At 57.7% G+C, this 25,796-nt stretch carries 16 protein-coding genes; 6 read left to right on the top strand and 10 right to left on the bottom strand.

Going from position 1 to position 25,796, the window contains the following annotated elements; translation table 11 throughout:
- Positions 1-172: 172 nt before the first annotated feature.
- The 4 genes from ACIX8_RS21040 to ACIX8_RS21025 all read right to left on the bottom strand — a co-directional run bounded on the left by ACIX8_RS21040 (position 173) and on the right by ACIX8_RS21025 (position 8,336).
- Positions 173-1,453: a glucoamylase family protein gene (locus tag ACIX8_RS21040; RefSeq protein WP_014267407.1), complete on the bottom strand. Its 1,281-nt coding sequence runs from the start codon at positions 1,451-1,453 to the stop codon at positions 173-175.
- 4 nt (positions 1,454-1,457) lie between these two features.
- A complete protein-coding gene (locus tag ACIX8_RS21035) occupies positions 1,458-3,038 on the bottom strand; it encodes a GH39 family glycosyl hydrolase (protein ID WP_223295407.1) in 1,581 nt (526 codons plus the stop codon).
- Positions 3,039-3,128: 90 nt separating this feature from the next.
- Positions 3,129-4,607, bottom strand: a complete 1,479-nt coding sequence (locus ACIX8_RS21030; RefSeq protein WP_044177218.1) for a GH39 family glycosyl hydrolase — start codon at positions 4,605-4,607, stop codon at positions 3,129-3,131.
- Positions 4,608-4,778: 171 nt separating this feature from the next.
- Positions 4,779-8,336: a TonB-dependent receptor gene (locus tag ACIX8_RS21025; RefSeq protein ID WP_014267404.1), complete on the bottom strand. Its 3,558-nt coding sequence runs from the start codon at positions 8,334-8,336 to the stop codon at positions 4,779-4,781.
- 180 nt (positions 8,337-8,516) lie between these two features.
- Here ACIX8_RS21025 and ACIX8_RS21020 point away from each other — a divergent pair, with 180 nt between their 5' ends.
- The 4 genes from ACIX8_RS21020 (at position 8,517) to ACIX8_RS21005 (ending at position 16,386) form a co-directional block, all read left to right on the top strand.
- Positions 8,517-9,617 carry a LacI family DNA-binding transcriptional regulator gene (locus tag ACIX8_RS21020; RefSeq protein WP_014267403.1) on the top strand — a complete coding sequence of 367 codons (1,101 nt, stop codon included), beginning with the start codon at positions 8,517-8,519 and terminating at the stop codon, positions 9,615-9,617.
- A 482-nt stretch (positions 9,618-10,099) separates the two neighbouring features.
- Positions 10,100-13,708 carry a TonB-dependent receptor domain-containing protein gene (locus ACIX8_RS21015; protein ID WP_014267402.1) on the top strand — a complete coding sequence of 1,203 codons (3,609 nt, stop codon included), beginning with the start codon at positions 10,100-10,102 and terminating at the stop codon, positions 13,706-13,708.
- A 9-nt stretch (positions 13,709-13,717) separates the two neighbouring features.
- Complete coding sequence (locus tag ACIX8_RS21010; protein ID WP_014267401.1) at positions 13,718-15,172, top strand: sulfatase-like hydrolase/transferase; 1,455 nt, start codon at positions 13,718-13,720, stop codon at positions 15,170-15,172.
- Positions 15,173-15,417: 245 nt separating this feature from the next.
- Positions 15,418-16,386: a formylglycine-generating enzyme family protein gene (locus ACIX8_RS21005; RefSeq protein WP_014267400.1), complete on the top strand. Its 969-nt coding sequence runs from the start codon at positions 15,418-15,420 to the stop codon at positions 16,384-16,386.
- Here the strand turns inward: ACIX8_RS21005 and ACIX8_RS21000 are convergent.
- From ACIX8_RS21000 to ACIX8_RS20980, 5 genes are all read right to left on the bottom strand, one after another.
- Complete coding sequence (locus ACIX8_RS21000) at positions 16,383-17,393, bottom strand: SH3 domain-containing protein (protein WP_014267399.1); 1,011 nt, start codon at positions 17,391-17,393, stop codon at positions 16,383-16,385. The two genes, ACIX8_RS21005 and ACIX8_RS21000, sit on opposite strands and share 4 nt — an antisense overlap.
- Positions 17,394-17,403: 10 nt before the next feature.
- On the bottom strand, positions 17,404-18,438 hold the full coding sequence (locus ACIX8_RS20995; protein ID WP_014267398.1) for a threonine ammonia-lyase: 1,035 nt from the start codon (positions 18,436-18,438) through the stop codon (positions 17,404-17,406).
- A gap of 298 nt (positions 18,439-18,736) precedes the next feature.
- On the bottom strand, positions 18,737-19,828 hold the full coding sequence (locus ACIX8_RS20990; RefSeq protein ID WP_223295406.1) for a dienelactone hydrolase family protein: 1,092 nt from the start codon (positions 19,826-19,828) through the stop codon (positions 18,737-18,739).
- A gap of 101 nt (positions 19,829-19,929) precedes the next feature.
- Positions 19,930-20,319, bottom strand: a complete 390-nt coding sequence (locus tag ACIX8_RS20985) for a hypothetical protein (protein WP_014267396.1) — start codon at positions 20,317-20,319, stop codon at positions 19,930-19,932.
- A gap of 28 nt (positions 20,320-20,347) precedes the next feature.
- Positions 20,348-20,818, bottom strand: a complete 471-nt coding sequence (locus tag ACIX8_RS20980) for a vitamin K epoxide reductase family protein (protein WP_014267395.1) — start codon at positions 20,816-20,818, stop codon at positions 20,348-20,350.
- A gap of 120 nt (positions 20,819-20,938) precedes the next feature.
- Between ACIX8_RS20980 and ACIX8_RS20975 the strand changes: the two genes are divergently transcribed.
- Both ACIX8_RS20975 and ACIX8_RS20970 read left to right on the top strand, forming a co-directional pair.
- Positions 20,939-22,933, top strand: coding sequence for a M3 family metallopeptidase (locus ACIX8_RS20975; protein ID WP_014267394.1), 1,995 nt, complete (start codon positions 20,939-20,941; stop codon positions 22,931-22,933).
- A gap of 109 nt (positions 22,934-23,042) precedes the next feature.
- The gene (locus ACIX8_RS20970) at positions 23,043-24,407 is read left to right on the top strand and encodes a hypothetical protein (protein ID WP_044177214.1); all 1,365 of its coding nucleotides are present in this window, start codon (positions 23,043-23,045) and stop codon (positions 24,405-24,407) included.
- Positions 24,408-24,461: 54 nt separating this feature from the next.
- Here ACIX8_RS20970 and ACIX8_RS20965 read toward each other — a convergent pair whose 3' ends face one another.
- Positions 24,462-25,793, bottom strand: a complete 1,332-nt coding sequence (locus tag ACIX8_RS20965; RefSeq protein WP_014267392.1) for a TolC family protein — start codon at positions 25,791-25,793, stop codon at positions 24,462-24,464.
- Positions 25,794-25,796: the final 3 nt, after the last annotated feature.

Below are 25,796 nucleotides of genomic sequence, written 5' to 3'. Positions count from 1 at the left end.
CTTTGCTTTTCTGGTTGTCATTCCGAGCGCAGCGAGGAATCTGCTTCCTCCCGTTTTTCGGTCGAGATGGCAACATTTGAGATGCACCGGAATGGGGTAATTCTCTCACCACTGGTGAGAGAATTACCCCGAAATCACAGTCTTATAGTTCTCGAACCACAGGCTTACAGCTTTATACAGCCCGAAAGCCCGCCTTCTTCATCGCCACCCCAACCTCCGGGTTACGCGCAAAGGTCTCCCAGACAAAACCGGTGCGCAGGTTTTCGGACATAAGCACACCGATCCCCAGGTCGATGCCGAGCACATCCGGGTCATACCATTTTGCCTCCGGATGAAAGGCATCGCAGAACCCATACCGTCCCCACGCCTTTTCCCCATACTTCTCTTTCAGCGATCGCAGCACGCGGAGACAGTCCGCTGGCAGGAAGGGAAGCGATCCTGCCGGTGCATTGGGAACGACGGAGCCGTCGATGTGGCCCTCACCCGGAGGCCCTCCCCATGCTGTGTAGCCGTGCTCGGAGTCCGAAGCACTGATGCCCCAATAGTCAGGCGAATAGGGCTTGCCCAGGCTAAGACAGAAGGCCTCATGGGCTTTGGTCGCGATGACGGAGTTATCGAAGTAGTTCGCATACTTATCGCGCTTGCCGCGAAAGTCGAACCACGCATGGCTGTACTGATGCACGAAGAGCGGATCGCCCGCCCCGATGTAGGTGTAGTCCTTGTAGGTGATCTTCGGACGATCAAAGGCGTCCCAGGCTGAAGCTTCGACAGGGTGTGTCGGAGAACCCATGGCGAGCAGATAGATCATCATCAGTTCGCTGTAATGGGCCCAACGAGATTGGATGAACTTGCCGCGAGAGAAGCCCATGGAGAAGGTTGTTCCTCCGTTGAGCATCCAGGGCCAATCGACGCGCTCATAAAGGGCTGTTGCGAGCCGTTTGATCTCGGCGTCTTCATGGAAGTGGGCCCGGGCCGTCAGAACGCCGCACAGCAGGAGCGCGGTGTCGATCGACGAGACCTCACTGCCGATGTAAGCTGCGCCATATTCGACATCGTTGAAGTGATAGAGAAACCCATGTTCGTGGGGCATCTGCTCATAGTGGAAGTGCAGCGTCCTGCGAATCTGTTCTATGACTTTCTGCCGAGGCTGATAGCCGCGTTTTTCCGCGATGCATAACGCCGAAAGACCGAAGCCTGTAGCCGCAATACTGGCCATCAGGCGAGGGTCTCGTTTCCCGTCGGTATTAGCCGACGCGGCCCGGTCGAGCACCTGTCCGGTCTTCGCTCCGGCCTGCTCGACGAAATACAGGCAGCCACGCCGCTGCATCTCGTCGAGGAAGGCGTCATCCTCTTGGGTAAGAGTATTGTTCGGCTTCTTCGTGCGTGCGAATGCTGGAATCTGCGGTAACAGTGCCGATCCGGCAAGTAACTTTAGTAATGTGCGCCGTTCCATCGAGTTACCTTTCTATCACCACGAGTGCCAGGCCATGCGCTGGAACTGTGACCTGTAGTTTGCCTTGTTTGAGGCGTACGTGTTCCGCAGGAGCCATCTCTCCGGCTGCACGGAGCTTTATAACCTGTTCCTGGGTGAGATCGCCAGAGGGACGTCCCATAGCGTCAAACGCCTTCAGCACGTTGCCGTGATCATCGTCCACGCGCCACAGTTGAACGGAGGCATTTGCTGGCACGTTCTTCAGTTCAAGATCGAACGTCTTCGCCGGTCCTGCGGGTCCAGTGGGCATCGTATAGGTAGCGCCTATTCCTGTGGGAGGAGCGTAGTCCCATAGAGCAACTGTGAGTCCACCATTCGCTGTAGTCGTCGCCAGTACTGACTCTGAAGCCACGGAGATGCGCTGGTCACCCAACTTGTGCAGCGTGCGAAAGACATTGAGCGAAGGCTTGGGAATGCTGTCGGCAGACAGCAGGCCAAAGCCGCCATAGAAGGGCGATCGCACGACACCTTGTTCCTCAAAGACGTCGGAGAAAGTCCAGTAGTCCATGCTCTCGGTCATGCCGTCGCACAGGCGAATATTGTTCGCCATCCACGGGCCCATATAGGTGGAGTCGGTAACATTCGGCTCATTGGAATAGCTGGCCCCGTACTCGGAGAAGATGAGCGGCAGCTTCGGAAAGGCCGAGTTCAGGATCTCTTCGTGGATGTTTTTGACAGCACGCCACACCATCTTGTCTCTCGGAATATCTTCAGTCGTACCGAACACGTTGTCCGCCGTATCGTTGGCATAGACGTGGGTCGAGACAAAGTCGATCGGAACGTTCTTCTCCTTCACGTGCGCGAGAAAAGGTGCAACCCACGCGGCCTGCGCGGAAGACGGTCCTCCGACGATCAGGCGCGGAGAGACAGCCTTCAGGGTGCGCGCTGTGTGGTCGTAGAGTTCAAAGTAGGTGGCCTGCTTCGGATTCCCCATCCAGAAGTCCAGGTTGGGCTCGTTCCATACTTCAAACTTCCATGTGGCCACTTCTTCAACGCCATAGCGCTTGATGAGATGTTCGGCAAACGCATGGATCATGGCATCCCAGGTGGCATAGTCCTTCGGTGGGGACACATTCGGGTGATACCAGAACGCGTGCAGCGCATTGGGATCGGAGGCCATCTTCTTCGGCATGAAGCTCAGCTCGATGAAGGGCTTCACACCATTCGCCAGCAGGCCATCATAGATTTGATCGATATAGGAGAAGTTATAGATGGAAGCATCATTAGCAGCCTGTGCGGCGAGGCCAGGGTTTTTGGTCTGACGATCCGGGTCGTAGAGTCCAACCTCATCGAGGAAGATGCCGTGGAAGCGCACGGATTGAAAGTTCGTCGCCTGCTTCACCGTGCGGAGATCATTGCGATAGCTCTCGCGCAACGAAAGAATGGCCCGGCCTGAGCCGAACGTCTGCTCCCAGAAATGAGGGAAGGGTGTGGTCGCTGCCTTGGCATCGATGGCGATGTGTTCCTGCTCCTGTGCCTGGAGGCAAAGCATGGAGCTCGAAAAAAGAAACACTCCCGCCGCCAGGGCAACAGAGCGAAGTTTCAATTGTTTCCGCATGGTATTCCTTTCATTGCTGCCGGATAGATTTTTCCGGACGGATGATTGATAGGTTCGTGCTGAACGCATGTAAAGCACTTATGGCCGGACTTCGATCAGTACGAGCGCATTCTTCCCAAGTTCGAGCGAGAGGCTCCCATTGGTAAGAGAACGGTGTTCAGGGGGAGTGAGCGCGGTCTCGCGATTCATCTGCTCTACCTGCGCGGGCTTGGGATAGCGAGGGCTGCCTAGCTTCGCATAGGAGTTGAGTGTGTTGCTGTGCTCGTCATCGACTTGCGCAATCGAAACCTGCGCGTTCTTCTTTACCCCTTGAATGGCTAGCGTTATCTGCCTGGGTTGAGGAGCCTTTCCTGGGTCAGGCAGATTCCAGACGGCAATCTCCAGGGAGCCATTTGCCAGCTTCGTGACAATCACATCCTGCGATGGATTAGCGATGCGCTGCGTCCCTAGTTTGTGTAAGAGTGCGAAGTCGTAGAAGCTCGGCTTATTGATACCGCCGGCGGCTCGCAGTCCAAACTGGCCTTCGAACGGCTTCGTTGCGGGGCCGCCTTCTTCAAACACATCGGAAAAAGTCCAGAAGGAGAGATAGTCGGTCACGCCATCGCAGGTGCGAACAGCCTCGGCCAGCGCCGGTCCAACGTAGGCTGTGTCGCGCAGTTGATCTTGGCCGGGAACGTTCCACTCCGTCCAGAGCAGGGGCAGATGTGGCATCGCTGAAGCATCGATCTGGTGGCGCACCTTTGTTGCTGCGGCGCAGGTACGGTCTTCTTCACGAACGTCCTTGTCACGCAGCGGTTGGTCCTTACCGAGGAGGCGTTCGACGGGCTCATCGTCGTAACCATGCGAGGAGACGAAGTCTACCGGTACATGGTTCTCCGCCGTGTACTTCAGGAAGTCTGGAATCCAGGCCGCAGCCGCCGTTGCCGGGCCGCCTACGCGAAGACGAGGATCTACAGCTTTCAACGCACGTGCGGTGTGGGCGTACAGATCGAAGTACGATTCCTGCCGCGGGATACCGCCCCAGAAATCGATGTTCGGTTCATTCCATACTTCGAAGTACCAGGTTGAAACTTCATCGATGCCGTAGCGGTCCACCAGGTTCTGCGCGAACGCCTTCATCAGGTCGTCCCAGCGCTCCATGCTCTTTGGTGGCGAGACATTCTGCTTGTACCAGAAGGGATGCAACGCATCTGGATTGAAGGCCAGCTTCTTCGGCATAAAGCTGATCTCGACTACAGGCTTCACGCCATTCTTTAGTAGGCCGTCATAGATCTGATTGACATAGGTGAAGTTATAGACCGGGTTGCCATGCTCATCCTCGTTATAGACACCGACCTCATCGTGCAGGATGGCATGAAAGCGCACATAACGAAAATCAGTAACTTGCTTTACTGCGACCAGATCGTCGCGATAACTCTCGCGCAGCGAAAGAATGGCTCGTCCTGAGCCGAACATCTGTTCCCAGAAGTGAGGGAAGGGTGTTGTTGGCGCCGTAGCGTCGATCTGTATCTGTTCCTGGGCTTGAACTTTAAAACCTGTGAATACGCTTGTAGCCATTACAGCTACGAGTCCTAACTGAAACGTGCCATATTTCCATCGATGCAGCATGTCTTCCATGGGAGCCCCCGGCTGCTCACACTACGCGGGATCAAGATCCAAAGATTGAGTGAAAAGAGAGGGTGCCCCTTGAGGAGCACCCTCTTGTTTGCAAAGGACTACAAACGCGAGTTAGAAGCTGAACCGCGCGTGGAAGGTAACGGACCGTGCACCGAGAGGAGCATTATCCGTTCCAAAGTTCGAAGAGTTGATATTGGTTGCGATGTTGGATGGGTTGAGGTTCAGGTTGTTGAACAGGTTGAGGGCGCTAATGCTGATTTCAATATTCGCCTGATCGCCTAGAACAGGCATCTTGGGGAGACCGAACGCCTTTGCCAAAGAGGCATCAACGTCCTTGTATCCAGGGCCGTTGAACGAGTTACGTGCAATTCCCGGCGGCGGTGGTAGAGCCGCGTTAACTGCTGGGAATCCGGTGCCGCTAGCCGCTGTCATTGCCGCAGCGAAGTTAGGCACGCTGAAGTATTGATTGGAGAACTGAACAGGTGTCCCAGTAGCTCCGTTGACTGTCGCCGTCTGGGTGACTCCGGTTAGATTGCCTGGGTAATTTGAAGAAACACCTGCGGCATTGGGCTCGAAAGCACTATTCTTCGTTGAACGTGGAGAGCCCCCGAGGTAGAAGGGACGCAGATTTTGGTAGCCGCAGTTGGAGCAGTAGAGTGACTGCGGGATTCCGTAGTTAGGTGTCCAGCCGAAGCCGGTATGAACCGTGTAGATGCCGCTCAGCGACCAGCCGCCGGCAATCTTCTCCATCCAGCGATTGCTGCCGTGGAAGAGAACCGGTTGCCAGAGGCCAAAAGCCTTGAAGGATTTTCCGATGTTGAAATCGGAACGGCCATAGTCATAGCTTGAATTGACGGGGGTATAAGGCTGCTCTTCGTAAGGCCCAGAGGTGTTATCCAGGCTCTTTGCCCAGGAGAACTGGCCTTCGGCAGAGAAGTGATGAGCAAATTGGTGCTTCAAGCCAGCGAGCAGGGCATTGTTGTTGGCTGAACCGCCATTCCACCAGTAGTTTCCGCTTGTAACCAGTGGGTTCAGCGCCAAACCATTCGCCAGTGCGAAGGCGTTGGAGTTGGAGTTTTCGATGACGTGATGGGACGAGCTGCCTTGATATCCCAATGTCGCTACAAGCTGGTGCCCTAAGTCGTACTGCAAGTCCAGCGAGTAATGGTGAACATAGGTGGTAGGTAGATGAGAAGGGAAGATGGTGAGGTTAGCCAGACCCGAGCTAGGTATCCCGGCCGCATTTTCAATCGAAACGCGAGTGTTGGGATTGGCAGCATAGCCGAACAAGTTCGTCGGGCTGCTGGATATCCCATAAAGAATGGCCCCTCCTGTAGCGCCTGGGTTGGTGGGGCTATCGAAGGCGAAGTTAGCGTTGAACGTCAGCGGCGGATTACTGCTGCCACTCGCGGTAATGGCGATCTCTTCCTGGTTGTAGCTCAGGCCGTAACCGCCACGAACGACAAGCTTGTCGTGGAAGGTCTCGGGGCTCCAATTGAATCCAAACTGAGGCCCGAAGTTGCCCTTCTGCGGTGTCCAGACATTGCCGCCTGTCTTAACGCTAAGACCTGTATAAGTAGCAGCACCCGGACCGTAAGTAGCCACACCGATATTGTTTTGTTTGTCGTAAAGTGAACCGAAATAGGAATAGCGCAGGCCCAGATTAATGGTCAGGTTCTTGCGAATTTTCCAATCATCCTGCACAAAAAAACCAAAGAGATTTTCACGATCGTCCTGGCGGGCACCACCGGGGAAACCTGTTGCCGGGTTGAATTGTCCTTGCTCCCGGTGTGGCGCGTCGTTCAGGAAGTCCCAGACATTGTAAAAATTATAGGTCGGTGCAAAGGTGAAAGTCGGATTATTGAGGTAGTGAAGATTCGTATAATCGCCGCCAAATTTAATGGTCTGTTGTCCCCAGACCTTGGTCGCAACATCCTTGTAGCCATAGGTCCACTGGTTCAGATCGCTGCCAACGGAGGGGCCGAATTGATTGAGCGTAATAGAGCCGATCTGGTCAATATTGTCTAGTGGCAGGCCGATGGGCGACTGCGGGTTGGAGGCGAGTTCGTTATAACGCCAGCCTGCAGCGTTGGCACGAGCCTCGTTGAGGAATGTTGGCGAGAATGTATGGTTCCAGATCACTGAGAAAGCATCGTTGATCTGGTTGTGAATGAAGATGTCATAGTTGCGGGACCCGCCCCGTTCGTTTGTAGTCCCTTGAGGCACCCAATAGATGGCAAAGCTGAGGTGATCGCTCTTGGTGACATCGGCATCGAGACGACCGTTATAGGATTTGTAGAACGAGCTAAAGGGCGAGATTGTCGCGAACTCTGCAATATCCGCCACATTTCCCAGTCCACTGCCAACTCCTGGATTGGCCGTGGTTCCAGTGGCCGTAGGGTCTTGAGTACCTAAGGCAGAGGTCAGCGGAGAGCCAATATTCAAGCCTCCCGCGACGGCATTGCAATTGACACCTTGAACCAGACCGGCAGTTGCGCAGGTCACGCCCGGGACAAGGCCGGTAGCGTTGACGCCCGCACCTGGAAAGGTCAGATAGGTGGCTGCAATGCTTCCTTGTCGTCCTAGAGCGTCGAAGGCGGCAGTGTCGTACCAGCCGGTTCCTGTCGTGGGGGCATTCCCTTGTGGGGAGGTCTCATAGGAAAAGAAGGCGAAGACCTTGTTCTTCCAGATCGGGCCGCCAACGCTACCGCCATATTGGTTGAAACGAGAGTTGTCTCTACCGGTTTTAGGATCAGAACCGGTTCCAGAAAAATGCGGATAGGCATTCAAACCAGGACGGTGAATGTCGATAAAGAGGCTTCCATGAAATTGGTTCGTACCGCTCTTGGAGGTGATCTCCGTAAGGGCACCACTGAAGCGTCCATTTTCTGCATCGTACTGATTGGTAACGATTCGCACATTGCCGATGGAATCCGGATCAGGGGTGATAACGCTGGCTCCGCCCCAGACCGCACTGGTGGTGCTGATGCCGTCAATCGCAATGCCATTGGCCGAATTCTGGTTGCCATTGGCGAAGGTTTGAGCTTTGTTTTCGGTGGGCTCCTGTCCGCCCGATCCTGAGCCTCCAACACCCTGATTGCCGGGGGCGCTATAAACACCTCCACCTGTAGCCTGGGCTCCATCGTTGATCGCGCCCGGCGCCAATTGGCTCAGCGTGAATACGTCGCGGCCGGAGGACGGCATGTGCGCGATATCGTTGCTGCTAATGGTGACGCCCAGGTTTGAGTTCTGTGTATTGAGGGCCGGTTGCGTCGAGGCATCGACGGTAATCGTCTGCGTATCTCCGCCAACCGCCAACTGCACGTTCAAGGCGTTGGCCTCTTCAGGAACGAACTGGAGATCGCTGAGAACTTTGGTCGCAAAACCTTTACGTGCGACCGTCAGGACGAAGGGATCGGCTGGCAGAGCGTTGAAGTTGAAGACGCCATTGGCGTCGCTCGTGTGAACGATCGTTCCGTTCGTGGTGGTGTTCTTGAGCGTCAGGGTTGCGCCCGGAATGGCCGCTCCCTCGGGATCGGTAACAACACCCTGGACCGACGTTCGGTACTGGGCATGCGCGGCCAGGGAAGCGACGCAAAGAATTGCCACGAGCGCAAGCCACCGAAAGGCCCTGCGCTGAGGGGAAAAGATGGTAGAGATCAACTTCATACTGCCTCCAGGAAAGTCCGACAACGTAAATATTTGGCGTTTGCGATAGCGCCTGAGCAAACGTTTGCCCAAATTAGGCAAACGTTTGAGCAAATAGGCACTATGCTCCGTCTCGATAACGACTGTCAAGCCTCGGCAATCGATTTTCGCGCGGGTGCCCACTTGTGAAAGACTCACGGGGTGGCACCTTCGTCGAAAAAAGTAAACAAATCCGATAAGACTGATCTATCAGATGCAACTTCCCGGCATGGCGCACCCGCTTCGCTGGCGACTCTTTCGGCGCATCTGGGGCTTTCGGTAGCGGCCATCTCGCGCGTGCTGAACGGCGTTCCCGCAGCGAAGTCGATTCCAAAGACCACGCAGGACCGCATCTTTGCCGCCGCCAAGGAGTTCAACTACCGTCCGAATGCGCTGGCGCGATCGCTGCGGCATGGCCGGTCGATGATGGTTGGCGTACTGGTTCCGGAGGTCTCCGAGGGCTATGCGACGCTGGTGCTCGCCGGGATCGAACAGGGATTGCTGCAGTCCGGCTACATCTACTTCCTCATCAGCCATCACCACCGCAGCGAACTGATTGAGCGGGCGCAGGCACTGTTGATGGAGCGCTCCGTCGATGGCATCATCGCCATCGACACCATCATGCCGCTGCACTCGCGGCTGCCGACGATCACCGTCTCCTGCCCCGACGAGCAGGAGGGTGTGACGAACATTATGCTGAACCAGCGCCGTGCTGTGGAACTGGCGCTCGATCACCTGGTGGGGTTGGGGCATCGTGAGATCGCCATCATCAAGGGGCAGAGCTTCAGCTCGGATACGGAACCGCGCTGGCAGGCGATCCGCCATGCGGCCTCGCGGGCGCAGATCAAGCTCAACCCCAAGCTCGTAGCCCAGCTTGAAGGGGATGCTCCCTCGCATGAGCCCGGTTATTTCGCGGCCCAACGGCTGCTCGCATCGGATACCCCCTTTACCGCGTTGTTCACCTTCAATGACGTCTCGGCAATTGGAGCCATCCGTGCTCTGCGTGAGGCGGGGTTGCGCGTGCCGCAGGATGTTTCCGTTGTTGGCTTCGACGATGTGCAGTCGGCAGCCTTCCAGAATCCCAGCCTGACGACAGTGCGGCAGCCTCTGCGTACGATGGGGATGCTTGCCGCTGAAGCGCTGGTGCGCCAGATCACCGCGCACCCGGACCATCCTCCCTCGAAACAATTGATAGTCGATCCGGAGTTAGTGGTGCGGGAATCTACCTGTCCTCCGCCGGCGAAAAAACGCGCGAAGAACTGAGGGAAGTCAGCAATTGCTATTGTCTGCTCTACCTTTGTTTTGCTGTTGCCTTTGCTTTTCTGGTTGTCATTCCCGGAGGGAATCTGCTTCCCTCCTTGGCAGGAAAGCATGTTTGCCACCACCAGACAGCAGATTCCCTCCGGGAATGACAACCAGAAAAAACAACAGCAACTACGCCCGCGAACTTATCGCAAAACGGGCCTTCTTATAAGCTCAGAAGTTGACATACGAATATATTCCTCCTATGCTTTGCAGACAGGCAGGCAAAGATGTCATGCAGTAACCAACAATTCGCGATGATGGCCTCCACCGGCCTCTCCCCGGTTGCTCCCCGCACCGGTTGTTGTTGTACCTGTTGCCGCTAAGTTACTAGCTAGCTAACTCCCCTTTTCTAATTTATTTTTCGAACGACGAGCTATCTCTGCGTGCGTACTTTCTCCCCGCCGGAATAAGCGTGTCTTCCTTATCTCACCGGAGGCTCTGTGTCCCTGCGCAGGAACATCTCACTCTTATTTGTATTGATTGCATCTCTTCACGTCGCCGCCTGGGCCCAGGTAGATACCGGCGCTATCGTCGGCACGGTGGCCGACGCACAACAGCAGCGAGTATCCGGTGCCGCGATCAAGTTGCGCAGTGAGGAGACCGGTGTCGAGCGCACCGCGAAGTCAGGCAGCGATGGCAGCTTTACCTTCTCGCCACTTGCTATTGGGACTTATTCGCTCACCGTGGAACAGGAAGGTTTTGAGCGCTATGTGCAGAAGGGCCTATCGATCACGGCCCAGTCAACCTTGCGCGAAGACGTAGCCCTGCACGTAGGCGAGGTAACGCAAACGGTAGAAGTCGCTTCCACCCAGCCGCTATTGGAGACGCAGACCTCTGCGCTGCAGCAACTGGTGGATGCGCGCCGCATCAATGATCTGCCGTTGAACGGCCGCAATGTAACGTTCCTGGCCCAGACCGCTCCCGGTGTCACGATTGCGCAGGCAGACTCGCGCGGCCTGGCAGCCAGCGGCTCCTTCAGCGCGAATGGCGCGCGCCGCGGGCAGAACGATTACTTGCTCGACGGCATCGATAACAACGCCGCGATTGCGGACTACGTAAATCAGACGCAGTACGTCATCATGCCTCCGCCGGATGCGCTGCAGGAGTTTGTCGTGCAGACGGACAACTACACGGCGGAGTTCGGCCACTCTGCAGGTGCGGTGCTGAATGTGTCGACGAAGTCAGGCGGCGATAGTTTCCACGGCGATGCCTGGGAGTTCTTCCGCAATGATGTCCTGGATGCGCGCAACTACTTTGCGACGGCAGCGGCCAAGCCGGCTTTTCGCCAGAATCAGTTCGGCTTCGCCCTCGGTGGACCGGTAATCATTCCCAAGCTGTACAACGGCCGAGGCAAGACCTTCTTCTTCTTCGACTATCAAGGCATGCGCAGCGCGCAGGACAGCAGCAAGGTTGTAACTGTGCCTACTGCTGCCGAAAATCAATCTGGATTTACGAACTTCGCCGACTTGATTACAGGGCAAAGCGGAACCAAGACCGATTTGCTGGGCAGAGTCTTTCCCGTGGGCACGATCTTCGATCCGGCGACCAGCCGCCCCATCACAGGCGGGCAGATCGATGCAACCACCGGACTGAAGGCGACCAGCACCGGCTATGTGCGCGATCCTTTTTACTCAGGGTCCATTGCAGGGCAGACAAACTTTACCAACGCCGGACAAGTGGCGTTGCTCAATAGATTGCCCAGCGCTCGATTGAGTTCCAGCGCGATCGCTTTGTTGAATCTATTTCCGTCGCCGACCGCCGGGGGAGTGACGAATAACTTCACCTCGTTTCCCACGGTGACGAATAACAGCGATGGCATCGACCTGCGTGTCGACCAGCACTTCAGCGATCGCGATTCGGCGTTTGTACGTTACAGCTATCTCGATACCGACCAGTTGAATCCCGGGCCGTTCCAGGGTATTGCGGACGGTCAGGCGAGCCGTCCCGGCAATGGATGGACGCAGGCGCAGAATGTTGCCGTAAGTGAGACCCACATCTTCACTCCCCAGATCGTGAACGAAGCGCGCGTCGGCTATAGCCGCGTGGTCGACATTCGCCAGCAGCCCTTTGCCAATCAGCTAGGCCTTCCGGCGCAGTATGGAATCGGTGGTATTCCGCAGTTCCCAGGAAATGGTGGCTTGCCTACCCTGACCTTCGGAGGGTTGGCGAACCTGGGGCAATCGGGTTCTCTGCCGAGTAACAAGGCGAGTGACATTACGCAGTTCTCCGACAACGTGACGATCTCGCGCGGCCACCATGTACTGCGCACCGGGCTGCTCTACCAGAGCCTCCTGTATCCCACGTCGACGCCCTCCGCGTCGCGCGGTTCGTTTGGCTATAGCGGCATCTATACCTCCATCGTGAGCCAGACGGACGGCTCCACTGACCGCGCACAGTTCCTTCTGAACCCGACGGTCAATTCGATTGAACACGCTACCACGACCGCTTACGACAATATAGGCGGCGCGAACACCGTCAGCGCCTCCAGCTTTCCTCCTATCAGCAACCTTCACCGGAGCTACGTCGGTGCTTATGTTCAGGACGACTGGCGTGCCACCTCGCGCCTGACTTTGAACCTCGGCCTGCGTTGGGAGCACTACGGTGTTCCTACCGAACGTGACGATCGGCAGGCTAACTTCCTCCCTGGGCCTTTGAGCAACCCGGCAGTCGGCGCTCAATTCCTCGTTCCACGATCACAGGTAGCTGCAGTGCCGCAGGCCTTTATTGCGCTGTTGAATAAAGACCACATTGCTTTTGTGCCAACCGACAACAGGGGTCTGGGGACGGCACAGAAAGAAAACTTCGCTCCACGTTTTGGAGTGGCTTATCAGGTGAATCAACGTACAGTGATCCATGCAGGCTTTGGCCTGTTTTATGGCGGCTATGAGAATTACGGTTTGAGCGCACAGCCGGGCGCGAACTTCCCGTTCAATATCGCGACAAGCTATACCGCAGGCAATCCTGTTACCCCGCTAACGCCGGATAACTCCATCGGCACGTTGGCCAATGGGTTGACGAACGTTCCACTCAATGCAGCCAACGCGAACCTCTCGAGCATTACTCTTCTTGGCAGGCAGTACAACTGGCAGAGTGCCTATACCGAAGGCTACAACCTGCAGGTGCAATATCAACTTACTGCGACGACTGTCCTGAAGGTAGGCTACGCGGGGTCAGTCTCGAGACACCTGCAGACCCCGATCAATACCAACACACTCGATACGGTTCTTCCCTCAACTGCGAATGCGCAGACGAATAGTTTCTTTCCTGACTTTGCCCGTGGCGGTACTTTCATCACTCCGTCAGGCGTAACAAACTATAACGGCCTGCAACTCGATGTCACCCGCCGCTGGTCGAATGGCCTGACGCTCGATGCCAACTACACATGGTCGAAGTGCATGGGCGATGCGCGCGACCAGCTCGATAACAATATCGGCAGTTATCGCGCGCCTTATGTTCCGGGTGCCGGCATCGGGCTTGACTACGCTCTCTGCGATACCGATGTCCGCAATATCTTCCACGCGAATGGAACCTATGCTCTGCCGTTCGGTCACGGGCGCGCGCTGCTCACGCATGGGCCTGCGGCTTATGTGGCAGGCGGATGGTCGTTGCAGGCAATCGCAACCGTGCAGGATGGTCAGCCTCTCACCGTGGCCTGCTCGGTTACCACCGCGGCTGGTTTGGGATGCAATGCTCTAAAAGTGGCAGGGCAGAACCCTTATGCAGGTCCTCACAATGCGAAGCAGTTCCTGAACCCGGCAGCCTTTGCCAACCCTGCTACGACAGCTACCGGGCTGGCAGCCCTGGGAGGCTCTCCTACTCAGGTTAGCGGGCCGGCTTACCATAAGCTCGACGCTTCGCTCTTCCGGCAGATTCCCCTTGTCGCAGGAACGCGGTTGGAAGTTCGTGCCGAGGCTTTCAACATCACTAATACGCCGAACTTCTCCGCCCCCGGAAGCCTTACCTTTACAACGCCCTCTACGTTCGCGTCGATCACCAGCACGCGTGATAATTCAAGACAACTGCAGTTCGCTGCAAAGATTTATTGGTAGGAGTTGAAGATGCCGGAAACGATAGAGAGCCGCCGATCATTTTTGAAGGGCACCGTGGCAACCGCGGTAGCTGCTGCTGTGTCAGGTGCCGCTGAGGCGGAACAGTCCAAGGGCGCCGCGGCAAAGCCTGCCTCACGTCCCAACATCGTGTTGTATCTCGCCGATCAGTTCCGGTCGGACTTTGTTGGCGCCAACGGTCGCAATAGTTCTACGCACACGCCGAACATCGACGCCATTGCAGCACGGGGCAAGAACTTCACCCATGCGGTTACCAATCAACCTGTATGCGCTCCGGCGCGCTCGGTAATCTTTACCAGCCGCTATGCCACGGAGACCGGAGTCTGGCACAACGGCCTGGAGTTGGATAAATCACTGCCGACACTTGCAGGAGAGCTGCGCAAGGCAGGCTACTCGGCGAACCTCATCGGCAAGTGGCATCTCGCCCTGGAGAACCCGGCACAGGGCGGCAGCCCGGGAGCGGTCAAGGCCGAAGACCGCGGTGGTTTTCTCGACCTCTGGGAAGGGGCTAACGCAATTGAAAACACCTCGCACCCTTATGAAGGAACGATCTGGGACCGCGATGGGAAAGAGATCACCTACAAGGACGAGTATCGCGTCGACTTTCTCACCGACCGTGCAGAGAAGTTTCTTCGCCAGAAGCACGACAAGCCGTTCTTCCTCTTCATCTCGCAGTTAGAGCCTCACCAGCAGAACGACATGCACCAGCCCATCGCCCCCAAGGGCGCGGCTGCGCGCTACGTCAACTCGGTGGTGCCTGACGACCTTCGCGCGCTGCCCGGCACCTGGCAGGCGCAGCTTCCGGACTACTACGGCTGCATAGAGTCCATCGATACTTCAGTGGGACGTGTGCGTCGCATCCTTGAAGAAGAGCATCTAGCCGAGAACACGATCTTCGTCTTCATCAGCGATCACGGCTGCCACTTCATGACGCGCAACCAGGAGTACAAGCGCAGCACGCACAACAGCTCGATCCGTGTGCCGTTGGTGATCGACGGTCCCGGTTTCCGCGGAACACAACAGGTTCCCGAACTGATTGGGCTTATCGATCTTGCGCCTACTCTGCTCGAAGCAGCAGGTGTTCCTGTGCCTTCCACTTGGAAGGGACACAGCGTGCTGCCGTTGCTCAACGATCCTGAGGCGCGTCAGCATTGGCCAAATCAGCAGCTCATCCAGATCAGCGAGTCGATGACCGGGCGCGCGATCCGTACGCCGGATTGGACTTACTGCGTCGCCGATATGTCGGGCGGCAAAGAGTTGGCAGCCAAGACCTATACCGAGTACCAGATGTACGACCAGCGCGCTGATCCCAACGAGCTGGTTAATCTCGCGGGCCGCAAGGAATATCGCGAGAAGGCCAATGAGTTACGCGAGCAGTTGAAGAAGTTGATTGTGGCGGCTGGAGAGCCTGAGCCTGAGATCGTGGAAGCGAAGCTCTATCCGTAGGACAGGTCTCTGAGGTGAGGTCAATGTTCTGGTGGTGGGGGCAGCGTTCCGGTTTTGCTTTGAAAGGGCGGGGCTTCAGCCCCGCCGTCAGAGGCCGCTGCATATAGTGGCTTTAGCCACTGAGGGAATGATGTCGAGGCAAACCCAACCTCTTCCAGAGGTAAGAGTTCTTCTCTGGTACCTAAGAGGATCTTCATGTAACAGGGCTCTGCTCACGACCTACAATCTAAAGTGATGGACGTGCGATGAGTACTGACAACAACCCCAAATCCTGCTGCACGCCGACAGCCGTCCGCGAAGCTTCAACTCCTGTTGAAGCCCCACTGGTCTATACCCCCGGTCTAGCTCCAAACCGTGCGACGATCCCGCTCCCCGGCGGCACCTTTCTCATGGGCACCAACTACGAACGAGGCTTTCCCGCCGATGGCGAAGGCCCGGTTCGTCCTGTCTCGCTCTCGGCCTTCGACATCGACACCTACCCGGTTACGAATGCCGACTTCGCTGCCTTTATCGCAGCGACAAACTATCGCACCGAGGCTGAAGTCTTTGGTTGGTCGTTCGTCTTCTGGTCACACATTCCCGAGGAGCGTTTCGAAGAAGTGGTAGAAGACACCGTCGCGATGACGCCCTGGTGGTGCAAGGTCCCCGGTGCTACGTGGAATCACCCGGAAGGCCCTGGCTCCGACGTGAAGGACAGGCAGAACCATCCGGTAGTACACGTCTCCTGGAACGATGCCGCAGCCTATGCCGCGTGGGCAGGGAGGGCACTGCCCACCGAAGCCCAGTGGGAGTATGCCGCTCGCGGTGGTCTTGAGCAGAAGCTCTATCCCTGGGGCGATGAACTGACTCCCAAGGGAAGGCATCTGTGCAATATCTGGCAGGGCCAGTTTCCCCGAGAAGATACAGCCGAAGATGGTTATGCCGGAAGCTGTCCGGTCGATAGCTTTCCACCGAACGGCTATGGCCTGTACTCCGTTACCGGCAACGTGTGGGAGTGGTGTGCAGACTGGTTCGGCACGACGTTTTCTACCTCACAAGATCCTGTGGGTCCGCCGGTCGGCGAAGCCAAGGTGATGAAGGGCGGATCGTTTCTGTGCCACGCCTCCTACTGCAATCGCTACAGGGTGGCGGCGCGGACCTCCAATACTCCTGATAGTTCGGCCTCGAATATTGGCTTTCGATGCGTAGGAAAGGCTCATCCCAGGATCGTTTAATCTCGATCATTCCCATAGACCGGAATACCTTGCTTCACACGAAAAGCAACGGTCGCGGCGCGAGCCGCGAAGTCCGACTGCGGATACTTCTGCCGCAGCTCATCGGCAATCGACTGGCAGTTCTTCGCTGCTGCCTCTGAATTCTTTTTATTCTCATCGAGCGCGTACATCGTCACCAGCGCACCTTGGCGATAGGCCGCGTTATAGAGCGCTTCGGCAGACTTCGGACCATCGGGATAGCGGTCTGCGTATTTCAAATAAAGCTGCGTCTCCATCTCTGGACACTTCGGAAGGCCCTGCCAGTCGCCGCAGAGTTTGTTGTCGAGCAGTTCGAACGCCGCGCGTGCTGTAAACGGAGAGTTCGGATAGAGCTTCATCAGATGCTTGAACTCGCCTTCATATATCTGAGGACGCAGAAAGGCTTCCTGCTCATGCGCGCTGGGCAGCGTGGAGATGTCGAGCTTGTCGAGCTGCCAGCGAATGTCGGCGGCGCGAAACTCGGCCTCGGGTGCGAGCGGTGAGTCGGGGAAGTAGTTGGCGACGCGATGATAGAGCAGATGCGCGGCCTGGTCGGCTCCTTTAGGCGCGTGCGGTCGCATCGCCTGCGCTTCATACTCGGCAGCCGCGCCATAGATCAGTACATCGCCGTTTGGTGTGGTTGGGCCGACGATGCCCTTGTCGCGAATCCAGCCGGAGCTTGGATCGGGATTGGCCTCGGGATCTTCGAACTCGGGCTTGGAGTCGGGGTCTACGTCTTCCTTGGTGTCGGTGTTGGCAAAGACGTTCACCCACGGGCCGTTGTGCGCCGTCACGACGATCTCATGGCCGGGAGTGACCGTGACGATCGGCGGGGCGCTGCTGTCGGGAGTGGCGTAGACGTTGGCCGTATGCAGCACTGTCGAACGCGCCGATCGCTCGTAGCCGCTGCGGTTGTCCCTCTTCTGTTTTTGCGCAAACAGCAGTCCGGGCAGAAGCAGGACCGCTGCGGTGACAGAAGGGAAGCGCATGGCTGAGATTTTAGCTGTTAATAGCTTTTGTTTCAGCCTCAAGTTCAGCACGTAGCGCCGGATCGAGGTTCCCCCCGGAGAGTACGGCGACAACCTTGTCAGCCTTGGGAAGCTCGTGCGCATGAAAGAGGATCGTTGCCAGGGTGACTGCGCCGGAGGGTTCCGCAACCAGTGCGGTTGCGCCCAGGATAAGGCGCAGGGCGGTACGAATCTCGTCTTCTGTGACGGTCACAATGCCATCGACAAACTGCAGGATATGCCGGAAGTTGCGTTCGCCGAGTGACTGCGTGCGCAGGCCATCGGCCAGGGTGCGGGTGGTCTTGGCGGCGGGCCACTCGACGAGTGTGCGCGTGTCGAAGGACTCCTTGGCGTCGGCAGCAAGCTCGGGCTCGCAGCCCCAAATCTTCGGTGCGACATGGCCTGCCGCCTGCGCTGCGAGCTTGATCCCACTAGCCACGCCAGAGAGCAAGCCTCCGCCGGAGACGGGTGCCAGCACGAGCCCTGCGTTCGGCAGTTGTTCGAAAATCTCCAGGCCGCAGGTGGCCTGTCCGGTGATGACGGCCTCGTCGTCGTAGGGTGGCACCATCGTGTAACCGTGCAGCGTTTCGAGCTCTTCAGCCTTTTGTTTACGCTCCAGGCTCGCCGGGCCAACGGTGACGATCTCCGCTCCGAGCGCCTTGGTGGCCTCCACCTTCAACTGCGGTGCGTTCGAGGGCATCACGATGACAGCCTTCGCTCCCCGCGCCCGTGCCGCGAACGCCACACCCTGCGCATGATTGCCCGAAGAGTAGGTGATAACGCCGCGCTGCAGCTGTTCCGCGGAAAGCTGGGCGATCTTGTTGTACGCGCCGCGTAGTTTGAAGCTGCCGATGGGCTGCGCGGCTTCGTCCTTCAGATAGATATCCGGTGTGTTCTCTGCGAACTCGGCGAAGCCGGCCATGCGCAATCGCGCGCGGCTAAGACGTACAAGAGGCGTGCGCACGGCGGTGCCTGCGATGCGTGCCTGGGCGGCGTGGATGTCGGCGAGGGTGATGAGGTCTGGCATAGCGTTGACTTCGATTGTAGTTCGCCACAGCTTTGGTCTTTGCTTTTCTTGTTGTCATTCCCGAAGGGAATCTGCTTCTGCTCTTGCTGTTGCCTTTCTTGCTTGTCATTCCGAGCGCAGCGAGCGAATCTGCTTCCTCCCGTTCTTCGCTTATGCTGCCACAAGCGCTATGTGCAATACGACGATGCCCCTTCTGTGCCGACCTATACGTTATAGGGAATACGAACAAAAAACGGGAGGAAGCAGATTCGCTCGCTGCGCTCGGAATGACAAACCAGAAAAACAAAAGCAACAGTTGTCAGTGGGCTGCCGCATCTAGAATTAACCCAAAGAAATGCACCAACTGCCAGCGATCCATCGCTGTCGGACCATGGTTATCAATATCGATATGAGTGAGTACAGGCGAGACCAGTGAAGCCTTCAGCGTCTCGCTCGGTAACTCATCAGCCATCCATAGAGTCTCCGCGGAAGGAATGATGTTATCGCCTTCCCCATGCAGCAGGTAGACCGGTGTCGTGAGTTGCCGCAGGTGTCCATGCGGGCTGACGCCGGCCATCTCCGCGATGTGCTTTGTCTCCGCAGCCGCCAGTCGATCATGGGTTGCCGTGGAGGTGGTATCCATCAATTGCTTTACTTCAGCAAGCTGGGAGGGCGTCAGCCTGGACAGGGCAGATTTCTCGGCGGCGAGGTCTTCGTACAGATGCGCACGCAGCACGGCGCGCAGAGGCTCGAGATCGGGAGCCGGAACGTAGTCTTCGAGGTTCTCATACTCCAGCACCAGCGCACCGTATTCATGCGGGGCCAGCAACTCTACGGTCCCATTGGGGCGCAGGTCTTTGCCGGTGCGATAGTACTCGGCTACACGCGACATCTCGTCCTGCGAACCAACGGCGACGACAAACTTGATGCTCGGCTGGAACTTTGGATCAGAGGCGGCGAGGAGCGACAGCCCGCCTGAGAAGCTCAGGCCCATAACCCCTACAGGTTGTCCACCATCTTGTTGTGCCAGCCATGTGGCTGTGTCGCCGATGGTTGCAATAGAGTTCGCGCCGATGTGGTAGTCCTTGATGTCCGGCAGCTCCGGTGTGAGTACACGCAGACCGCAGGAGGCCATGGCCGAGGCGAAGGCAATCAATCGTGGCTCATCCATGCCGAGATGGTGCACTCCATGCAGCACGACCAGCGCGGGCGCCTTCGGATGATGCAGCGGCGTATAGAGCCGAGCGCGCACGGTGCCCTGGCTCGTGTTGATTTTTATCTCGCTGGTGGTGATGGGCTCAGTCGCCAGGGCCTGCAGCGGTGCAGGCACCGGCTGGCTGGCCACGAGGTCCAGGACCGCGACTGCCTGTAGATGGGCCTTGACCGCAGACCAGGCGCAAGCTGGGATCACGATAACGAGTAATCCAAGGACCGCGATCAGAGTTCTGCGTGGCAATCGAGTAGCAGTTTGAGGGGGTGGTGCAGATGTCGGCATGCGGAAGGGCATCGTCCTTAGTGGTGCAGTATGAAGTACAGGGAGATCACCAGAAGCGCCACATTGATGGCCAACACGCCGATCAGCATCTCGGTGTTGCTCTTCAAGGACCTCTCCAGCTGGATGATGCGTGCCTCTGAAGCCACGATGGCAGCCTTTGCGGCGCGCACTTCCGCAGCGATGCCCGCCAGCTTCTCGTTCTGATCGTTGAACTGGCGGTACAGACTTTCATGAGCCGCCGTCGCCTGGCCGATGTCGCTGCTCAGGCCATCGGCCAGCGCTTCCATGGCGCGCCGGTGAGTCTCCTCACTGGCCGATTTGCTCTGGAAGAAGCGGTCGGCCACGGGAATCAGCCGGGAGATGTGTGGAGCGAGTTCGATCAGTTGTGCAAAAGCTTTGGGCCACATGCTACGGATTGTAGCCGTGATCCCGTGCCTATTGCGTAGCTATGTTGCCAAATTGCTGTTTGTTCCTGCGCTGCAGGATGAGCGCAACGATCGCACAGAGCAGAATCGCCGTGATGATGCCCTGAGACCATAGGCAGTAGATACACCACTTCTCGATAATGTAGGCCTCCATGAAGCTGAGGAAGGCGGCAAAGGCGAAGCCGATCTCGGCGGCCTGCAGGGTGAGCCAGGGGCGGTTGGCGAGCGCCAGAACGGCAATCAACGCATAGCCGATAATGCCGAAGAGCGCCACCGGGACATGGACCTTCTTCGAAGCAGGGTCCTCATCGAAGCTGCTCGGCGGAAAGACCGCGAATCGCGAATGATTGACGGCACCGCAGTCGAACCGTTCTGTGACTGCACACGGAGGCGCCTGGCTGGGATCCTGGTAGTGGATGCGAAGCGCTAGGGAGGAGTCGATGATTCCGGCGATGGCGAGCAGAACGATAAGGTAGCGCATGGCTGTCTTATTTTACGGGTATGGTCCGTTGGTTGGCTCCGCTGCATCTGAACCAGATCGCAGGAAATGCGATCATGCAGAGATGCCGCTCTCACCGGCGGCTGGAAGGAACGAAGCAACATGGACACATTACATCTATGGAATGGCGGCGGAACGGCGGATACCGCAAAGCAATGGACGGAGACGCATCTGGCGGCCTCGCGGGAGAAAGTAGCCGAGCTGCTGGCCGTCGAAGGAGCACGCACTGTCGAAAATACGCTAGCGCTCTACGATAAGGCGCAGTGGCACTTGCGCATGGCCGGAAGCCAGACCGGGGTGATGTTCATGGTGCATCCTGCCGCCGCCGTGCGGGACGCCGCGCAGGAGTTGTCGCAGACGGTGAGCGCCGCAGGGGTCGAGCTCAGCCTGAACCAGGCGGTCTACCGTGCGCTTGAGGCCATCGATGCCAGCGCTGAGGACGAAGCAACCCGCTATTATCTGGAGCGCACGCTGCTCGGCTATCGGCTCGCCGGCGTGGACCGCGACGAGGCGACCCGTGAGAAGGTCCGTGCTCTCTCCGAACGCATGACCGAGTTGAGCATGAGCTTCAGCCGCACAGTGCAGGACGACGTCCGCAAGATCTCCGTCGACGACCCGAACCAGCTGCGCGGTCTGCCCGCCGACTACCTCGCACGGCACGGCATCCACGAGAATGGCGCTGAGCTGAAGGCCGATGCTCCCGTAGTGCTCACGACCGATCCGCCGGAGATGTCGCCGGTGATGAGCTATGCGATCGCTCCTGAGCTGCGGCGCAAAATGTACCTTGCCTACACCGATCGGGGCTATCCGGCCAACAAACAAGTTCTGCTGGATCTCCTCGCGGCACGCGAGGAGATGGCCGAAGTGCTCGGTTTCCGCAGTTGGGCGGACATTGCGACGGTCGACCAGATGATGGGCTCGGCGGCGAACATGCGGAAGTTTCTCGGCGAGGTAGAAGAAGCTGCGCGAGCGACAGCGGAGAGCGAGTTCGTCGAACTAGAGGCTTTCGTCCGTGCGCGCGATCCTAAAGCCTTGCCGCTTACGTTGAGCGATGCGCGCTTCTGGGAGGAGCAGTTCCGCCGCGCGAACTACGACTTCGACTCGCAGAGCGTACGTCCCTACTTCCCCTATGAGCAGGTCGAGGCCGGCATTCTTGCCACGGCCGGCAAGCTCTTCCGCGTGCGCTTCGAGCGGGTCTCGAATGCCCCGGTGTGGGACGCCGCCGTCAAAGCATTCGACGTGCTCGACGATGACAACTCCTCGGCGCACAAGGGTGAGACCGTCGGACGCATCTACCTCGATATGCACCCGCGCGAAGGCAAGAGCAAGTGGTTCAGCGAGTGCTCGCTGGTCGGCGGCGTACTCGGCGCGCAGGTTCCCGAAGCCTCGCTGGTGTGCAACTTCCCTCAACCGAAGGACAACGACCCCGGTCTGTTGCAGTACTCCGACGTCGTGACGTACTTCCACGAGTTCGGCCACCTGATGCACGAGGTCCTTGGCGGACGGCAGCGCTGGGCGGGGCAGAGCGGCATCGCGACCGAGGGAGACTTCGTCGAAGTGCCCTCGCAGATGCTCGAAGAGTTCTTCGAGGACGCCGATCTGCTGCGCACGTTTGCGAAGCACTACGAAACCGGCGAGCCTATTCCCTACGAAACCGTCACCCGCATGACCAAGGCCAGCGCGCATGGCCGGGCTTTGAGCACGCTGACGCAGGTGATGTACGCGACCTACTCGATGGAGACCCATGATCGCCGCGCCGCGGAAGTTGATCTCGATAGACTTCTGCGCGAAGGCTACGACCGCTTCAGCCGTTACGAGTTCGTCGACGGCAACCGCATGTACGCGGCGTTCACGCACCTTGTCGGCTACACCTCGAACTACTACACCTATCTCTACGACAAGGTGATGGCGCTGGAGTTCTTCGCCGAATTCGCGAAGGACGGCAAGGGCGATGTGCTGGCTGGCGATACGGCTATGCGTTATCGGCGGCAGGTGCTGGAACCCGGCGGATCAAAGCCTGCGCGCGAGCTGGTACAGGCGTTCCTTGGCCGCGAGGTAAGTATGGAGGCCCTGCGAGGCTGGATTCAGAAGGGGTGAGCATGGAGCAGAATGGAGGTATAGGCCATTCCACTCCATGGAAAGACGGTGGGAGCGGGTATAAAACCATCATGCTCCGGTCTGGATAACAGCCTGGCCTTCTGAATTTATGGCCTGTCCGGCGGCTTCATGGAATAAAGCCATCCTTGCGGTGTTCATTCATCAGGCCGGCCAAAAGAGGCTGGTCTGGTGGTGTCTCGATCGTGATGAAGGCATCGCAAGACATTCAAGGTTTAGAAGCCAGATCAAGGAAGATACGGCCATGCCCCCATTTGATCCGAAATTCGGGTTTAAAAACCCCAATCCAAATCAGCCAACCAAGGAATATCTGGACGAGCTTCAGGAGTTCGTAAGGCTTCACAACTTCATAGAGAAGGTCATTGGACCCTGGGCAACCCAGGCGCGCATCTCGCAGATCATCGCAGAAGACTATGACGAATACGACAGAATGGAGTCGACGCTGCGTAACAACTTACGCACTGCTACGGCTAAGACCTTCACGCCCCGCAGTCCGGGCCAGTCCCAGATTGGGGGCACTGCGTACTCTTATCTTGGTCCCGCGTTTAAGCCCCTCGCTAATCCTAAAGACGGTTACGTCGAGAAGTACATCAATCGAAACATTACTGAACAGGAACTTGTGAATGGGGAGGCCGTGGTGCGTATGTACACGGCCGTCTTCATGGAAGCTATCGGCAGTAATCAGTTTAAGGATGTATATCAAGAGCCAGCGACAAAAAAAATCATTATTCAAGATAGTGGTGGTGTCTTGTGGGTAGGTGGTGGGCAGCCTCTTCGCGCACTTAAATGGATGGAAAAATACAAATATTCTGTTGATCCGAACACAAAGAAAGCCGCGCGCCCGATTATCCGCTCGTTCCAGCTTCCAGCCAATATTTACCAGCAGATTTCCGCCGCCGCCGAGCCTGAAGACAACGGTCCGGCTAATAAAGATAGCTCGATTAATGTAGATGTTCATGCGGCATCGGACCAGTGGGGTGTGCGTGGTCCCAGTCTGGCGATGATGAAAGAGAAGGCAATACCGGGATCATTGATCAGTTATGCTGACGACCTGTCTTTTATCAGCCCTGCTTACGGAGGACAAGTAACATATGCCGATGTACTCCGTAACCGGCTTGGCGTTCCAGTGGATATGACCCGGGACGTTGAAGTGTTTCTGACTCGACCCAGAGACGGCGTGAACGCAGAGTTTCAGGACCGTCACAGCTTCGAGGGGATTGCCGATAAGTTGATGTGCATCTATGGGGTGTGGACTGGCAACGAGCAATTTTTATCCGAAAGCTGGAGGAAGACGCCAGGACCTGCTCGCCTGGACCGTATGCGCAGAGTGCTAAAGGACCACGGTGTGATTGTCGACGAGGGCGTATGGAAGAAAGTAACCTCGGCTGGAAATCCCTCTCGTCTCGCGCAGAGCGGCATGGAGATGCTTCGGCGGTACAACAGGCCGATCACGTAAGTTGGAGTGCGCGTTCGCGCTGTTGCGGCACTAAGACTATAAGGAAGGACTAGCCTACGGCACCACTTCCGTAGCGCTCGCCGCACTCAACTGATGAATCGCCAGCCAGGTCTGCTGATACGCATTGAGAGCGTCGTTCGTGGACGACCTCGCATCGCGCAGCGCGTCGAGATAGTCGATCAGGGCGATGCCTCCGTGTTCAAACGCGTACTGTGCGATGCTGAGCACGTCATGCGACTCGTCGAGGTAGTGCTCTCCGAAGCGGTCGGAGAGGCGCTTGGCCTGGGTATAGCCGATCCAGGCCTGGTCGATATCGGAGACCACCTGGTTGCGAGCCGCGGTCTGCGCGAACTGCGAACCTGTCGCCTGAAAGCGCGCCGTCTCCTTGTTGCCTTGATTGCGATCGAAGATGCGCAACGGAATATTGACGGAGAAGCCGGCAGAGTTTTCCGTTCCGCTGCGGTCGTACTCCGCCTCCAGCGTCGGGTCGGTGGTGCCGTTCGCTACCGCCAGCCGGGCATTCGCTTCCGCTGCCGTCACCGCAAATTTAGCCGCTGCATAGTCCGGGCGATTGTCCAGGCCTGCTTGTACGAGTGCCCCCTGCGTCTGCGTAACGAGAGGCGGAATAATGTCTCCGGTCACGTCGAAGTCCGCTCCCGGGGTGGCTATGCCGATCAGCGTTTGCAACTGGTCGCTGGCCTGGCGCAGATTGACGATGTCGTTCGACTCATCGCTCTCGAGGCTGCCCAGCTGCAGATCGAGACGCTCAAAATCGAGCTTGCCCAGGTCGCCTGCTTTATAGCGGTCGGAGGCGATGTCTACCTCGTGGCGAAAGTCCTTGAGGCTGGCGCTCGCCAGTTCCAGGGCTTCCTTCGCGATCAGCATATGGGTAAAGGCCTGCTTGACGGCCAGATTCGTCTGGCGGATCGTGTCGTTCAGTTGTGCCTGCGTCTGGGCCGTGGTGGCGCGGGCATCGTCGAGACGCCAGCGGCGTTTGTCGCCACGCTCGAAGAGGCGCGAGACCTGCACCGTGTAGTTGTAGGGGGTAACGGCGTTCGCCCCTTCGGTGACGTCAGTTCCATTTGCTGTCAGCGAGGGATTCACGCGTACGCCGGCCTGCAACTCCTGGGCGCGAACCGCGCGCAGGTTCTGTTCGGCGGCCAGCAGCGTGGGGTTCTTGGAGCGAGCCAGATCGAGTATCTGGGCCAGGGTATAGGCCCCCGGACGTGAGACCGGCGGTCTGCGCGGGTCAGGGGTAGGAGCGGTTCCCGCTGCGTAAGCGGCGGCAGGGCTCTGAGGCGTCTGCGCAAACAGTGCAGGCCTCTGTGTCACCTGGAGTGCAAGAACGCCAGCGAGAATCGGGAGGACGGATTGAGTTTTAAACATGAC

Source organism: Granulicella mallensis MP5ACTX8 (genome assembly GCF_000178955.2).
In the GTDB taxonomy this organism is placed as follows: domain Bacteria; phylum Acidobacteriota; class Terriglobia; order Terriglobales; family Acidobacteriaceae; genus Granulicella; species Granulicella mallensis.
Note: the sequence above shows the minus strand (reverse complement) of the source record. Positions and strands in the feature narration are given on the sequence as shown.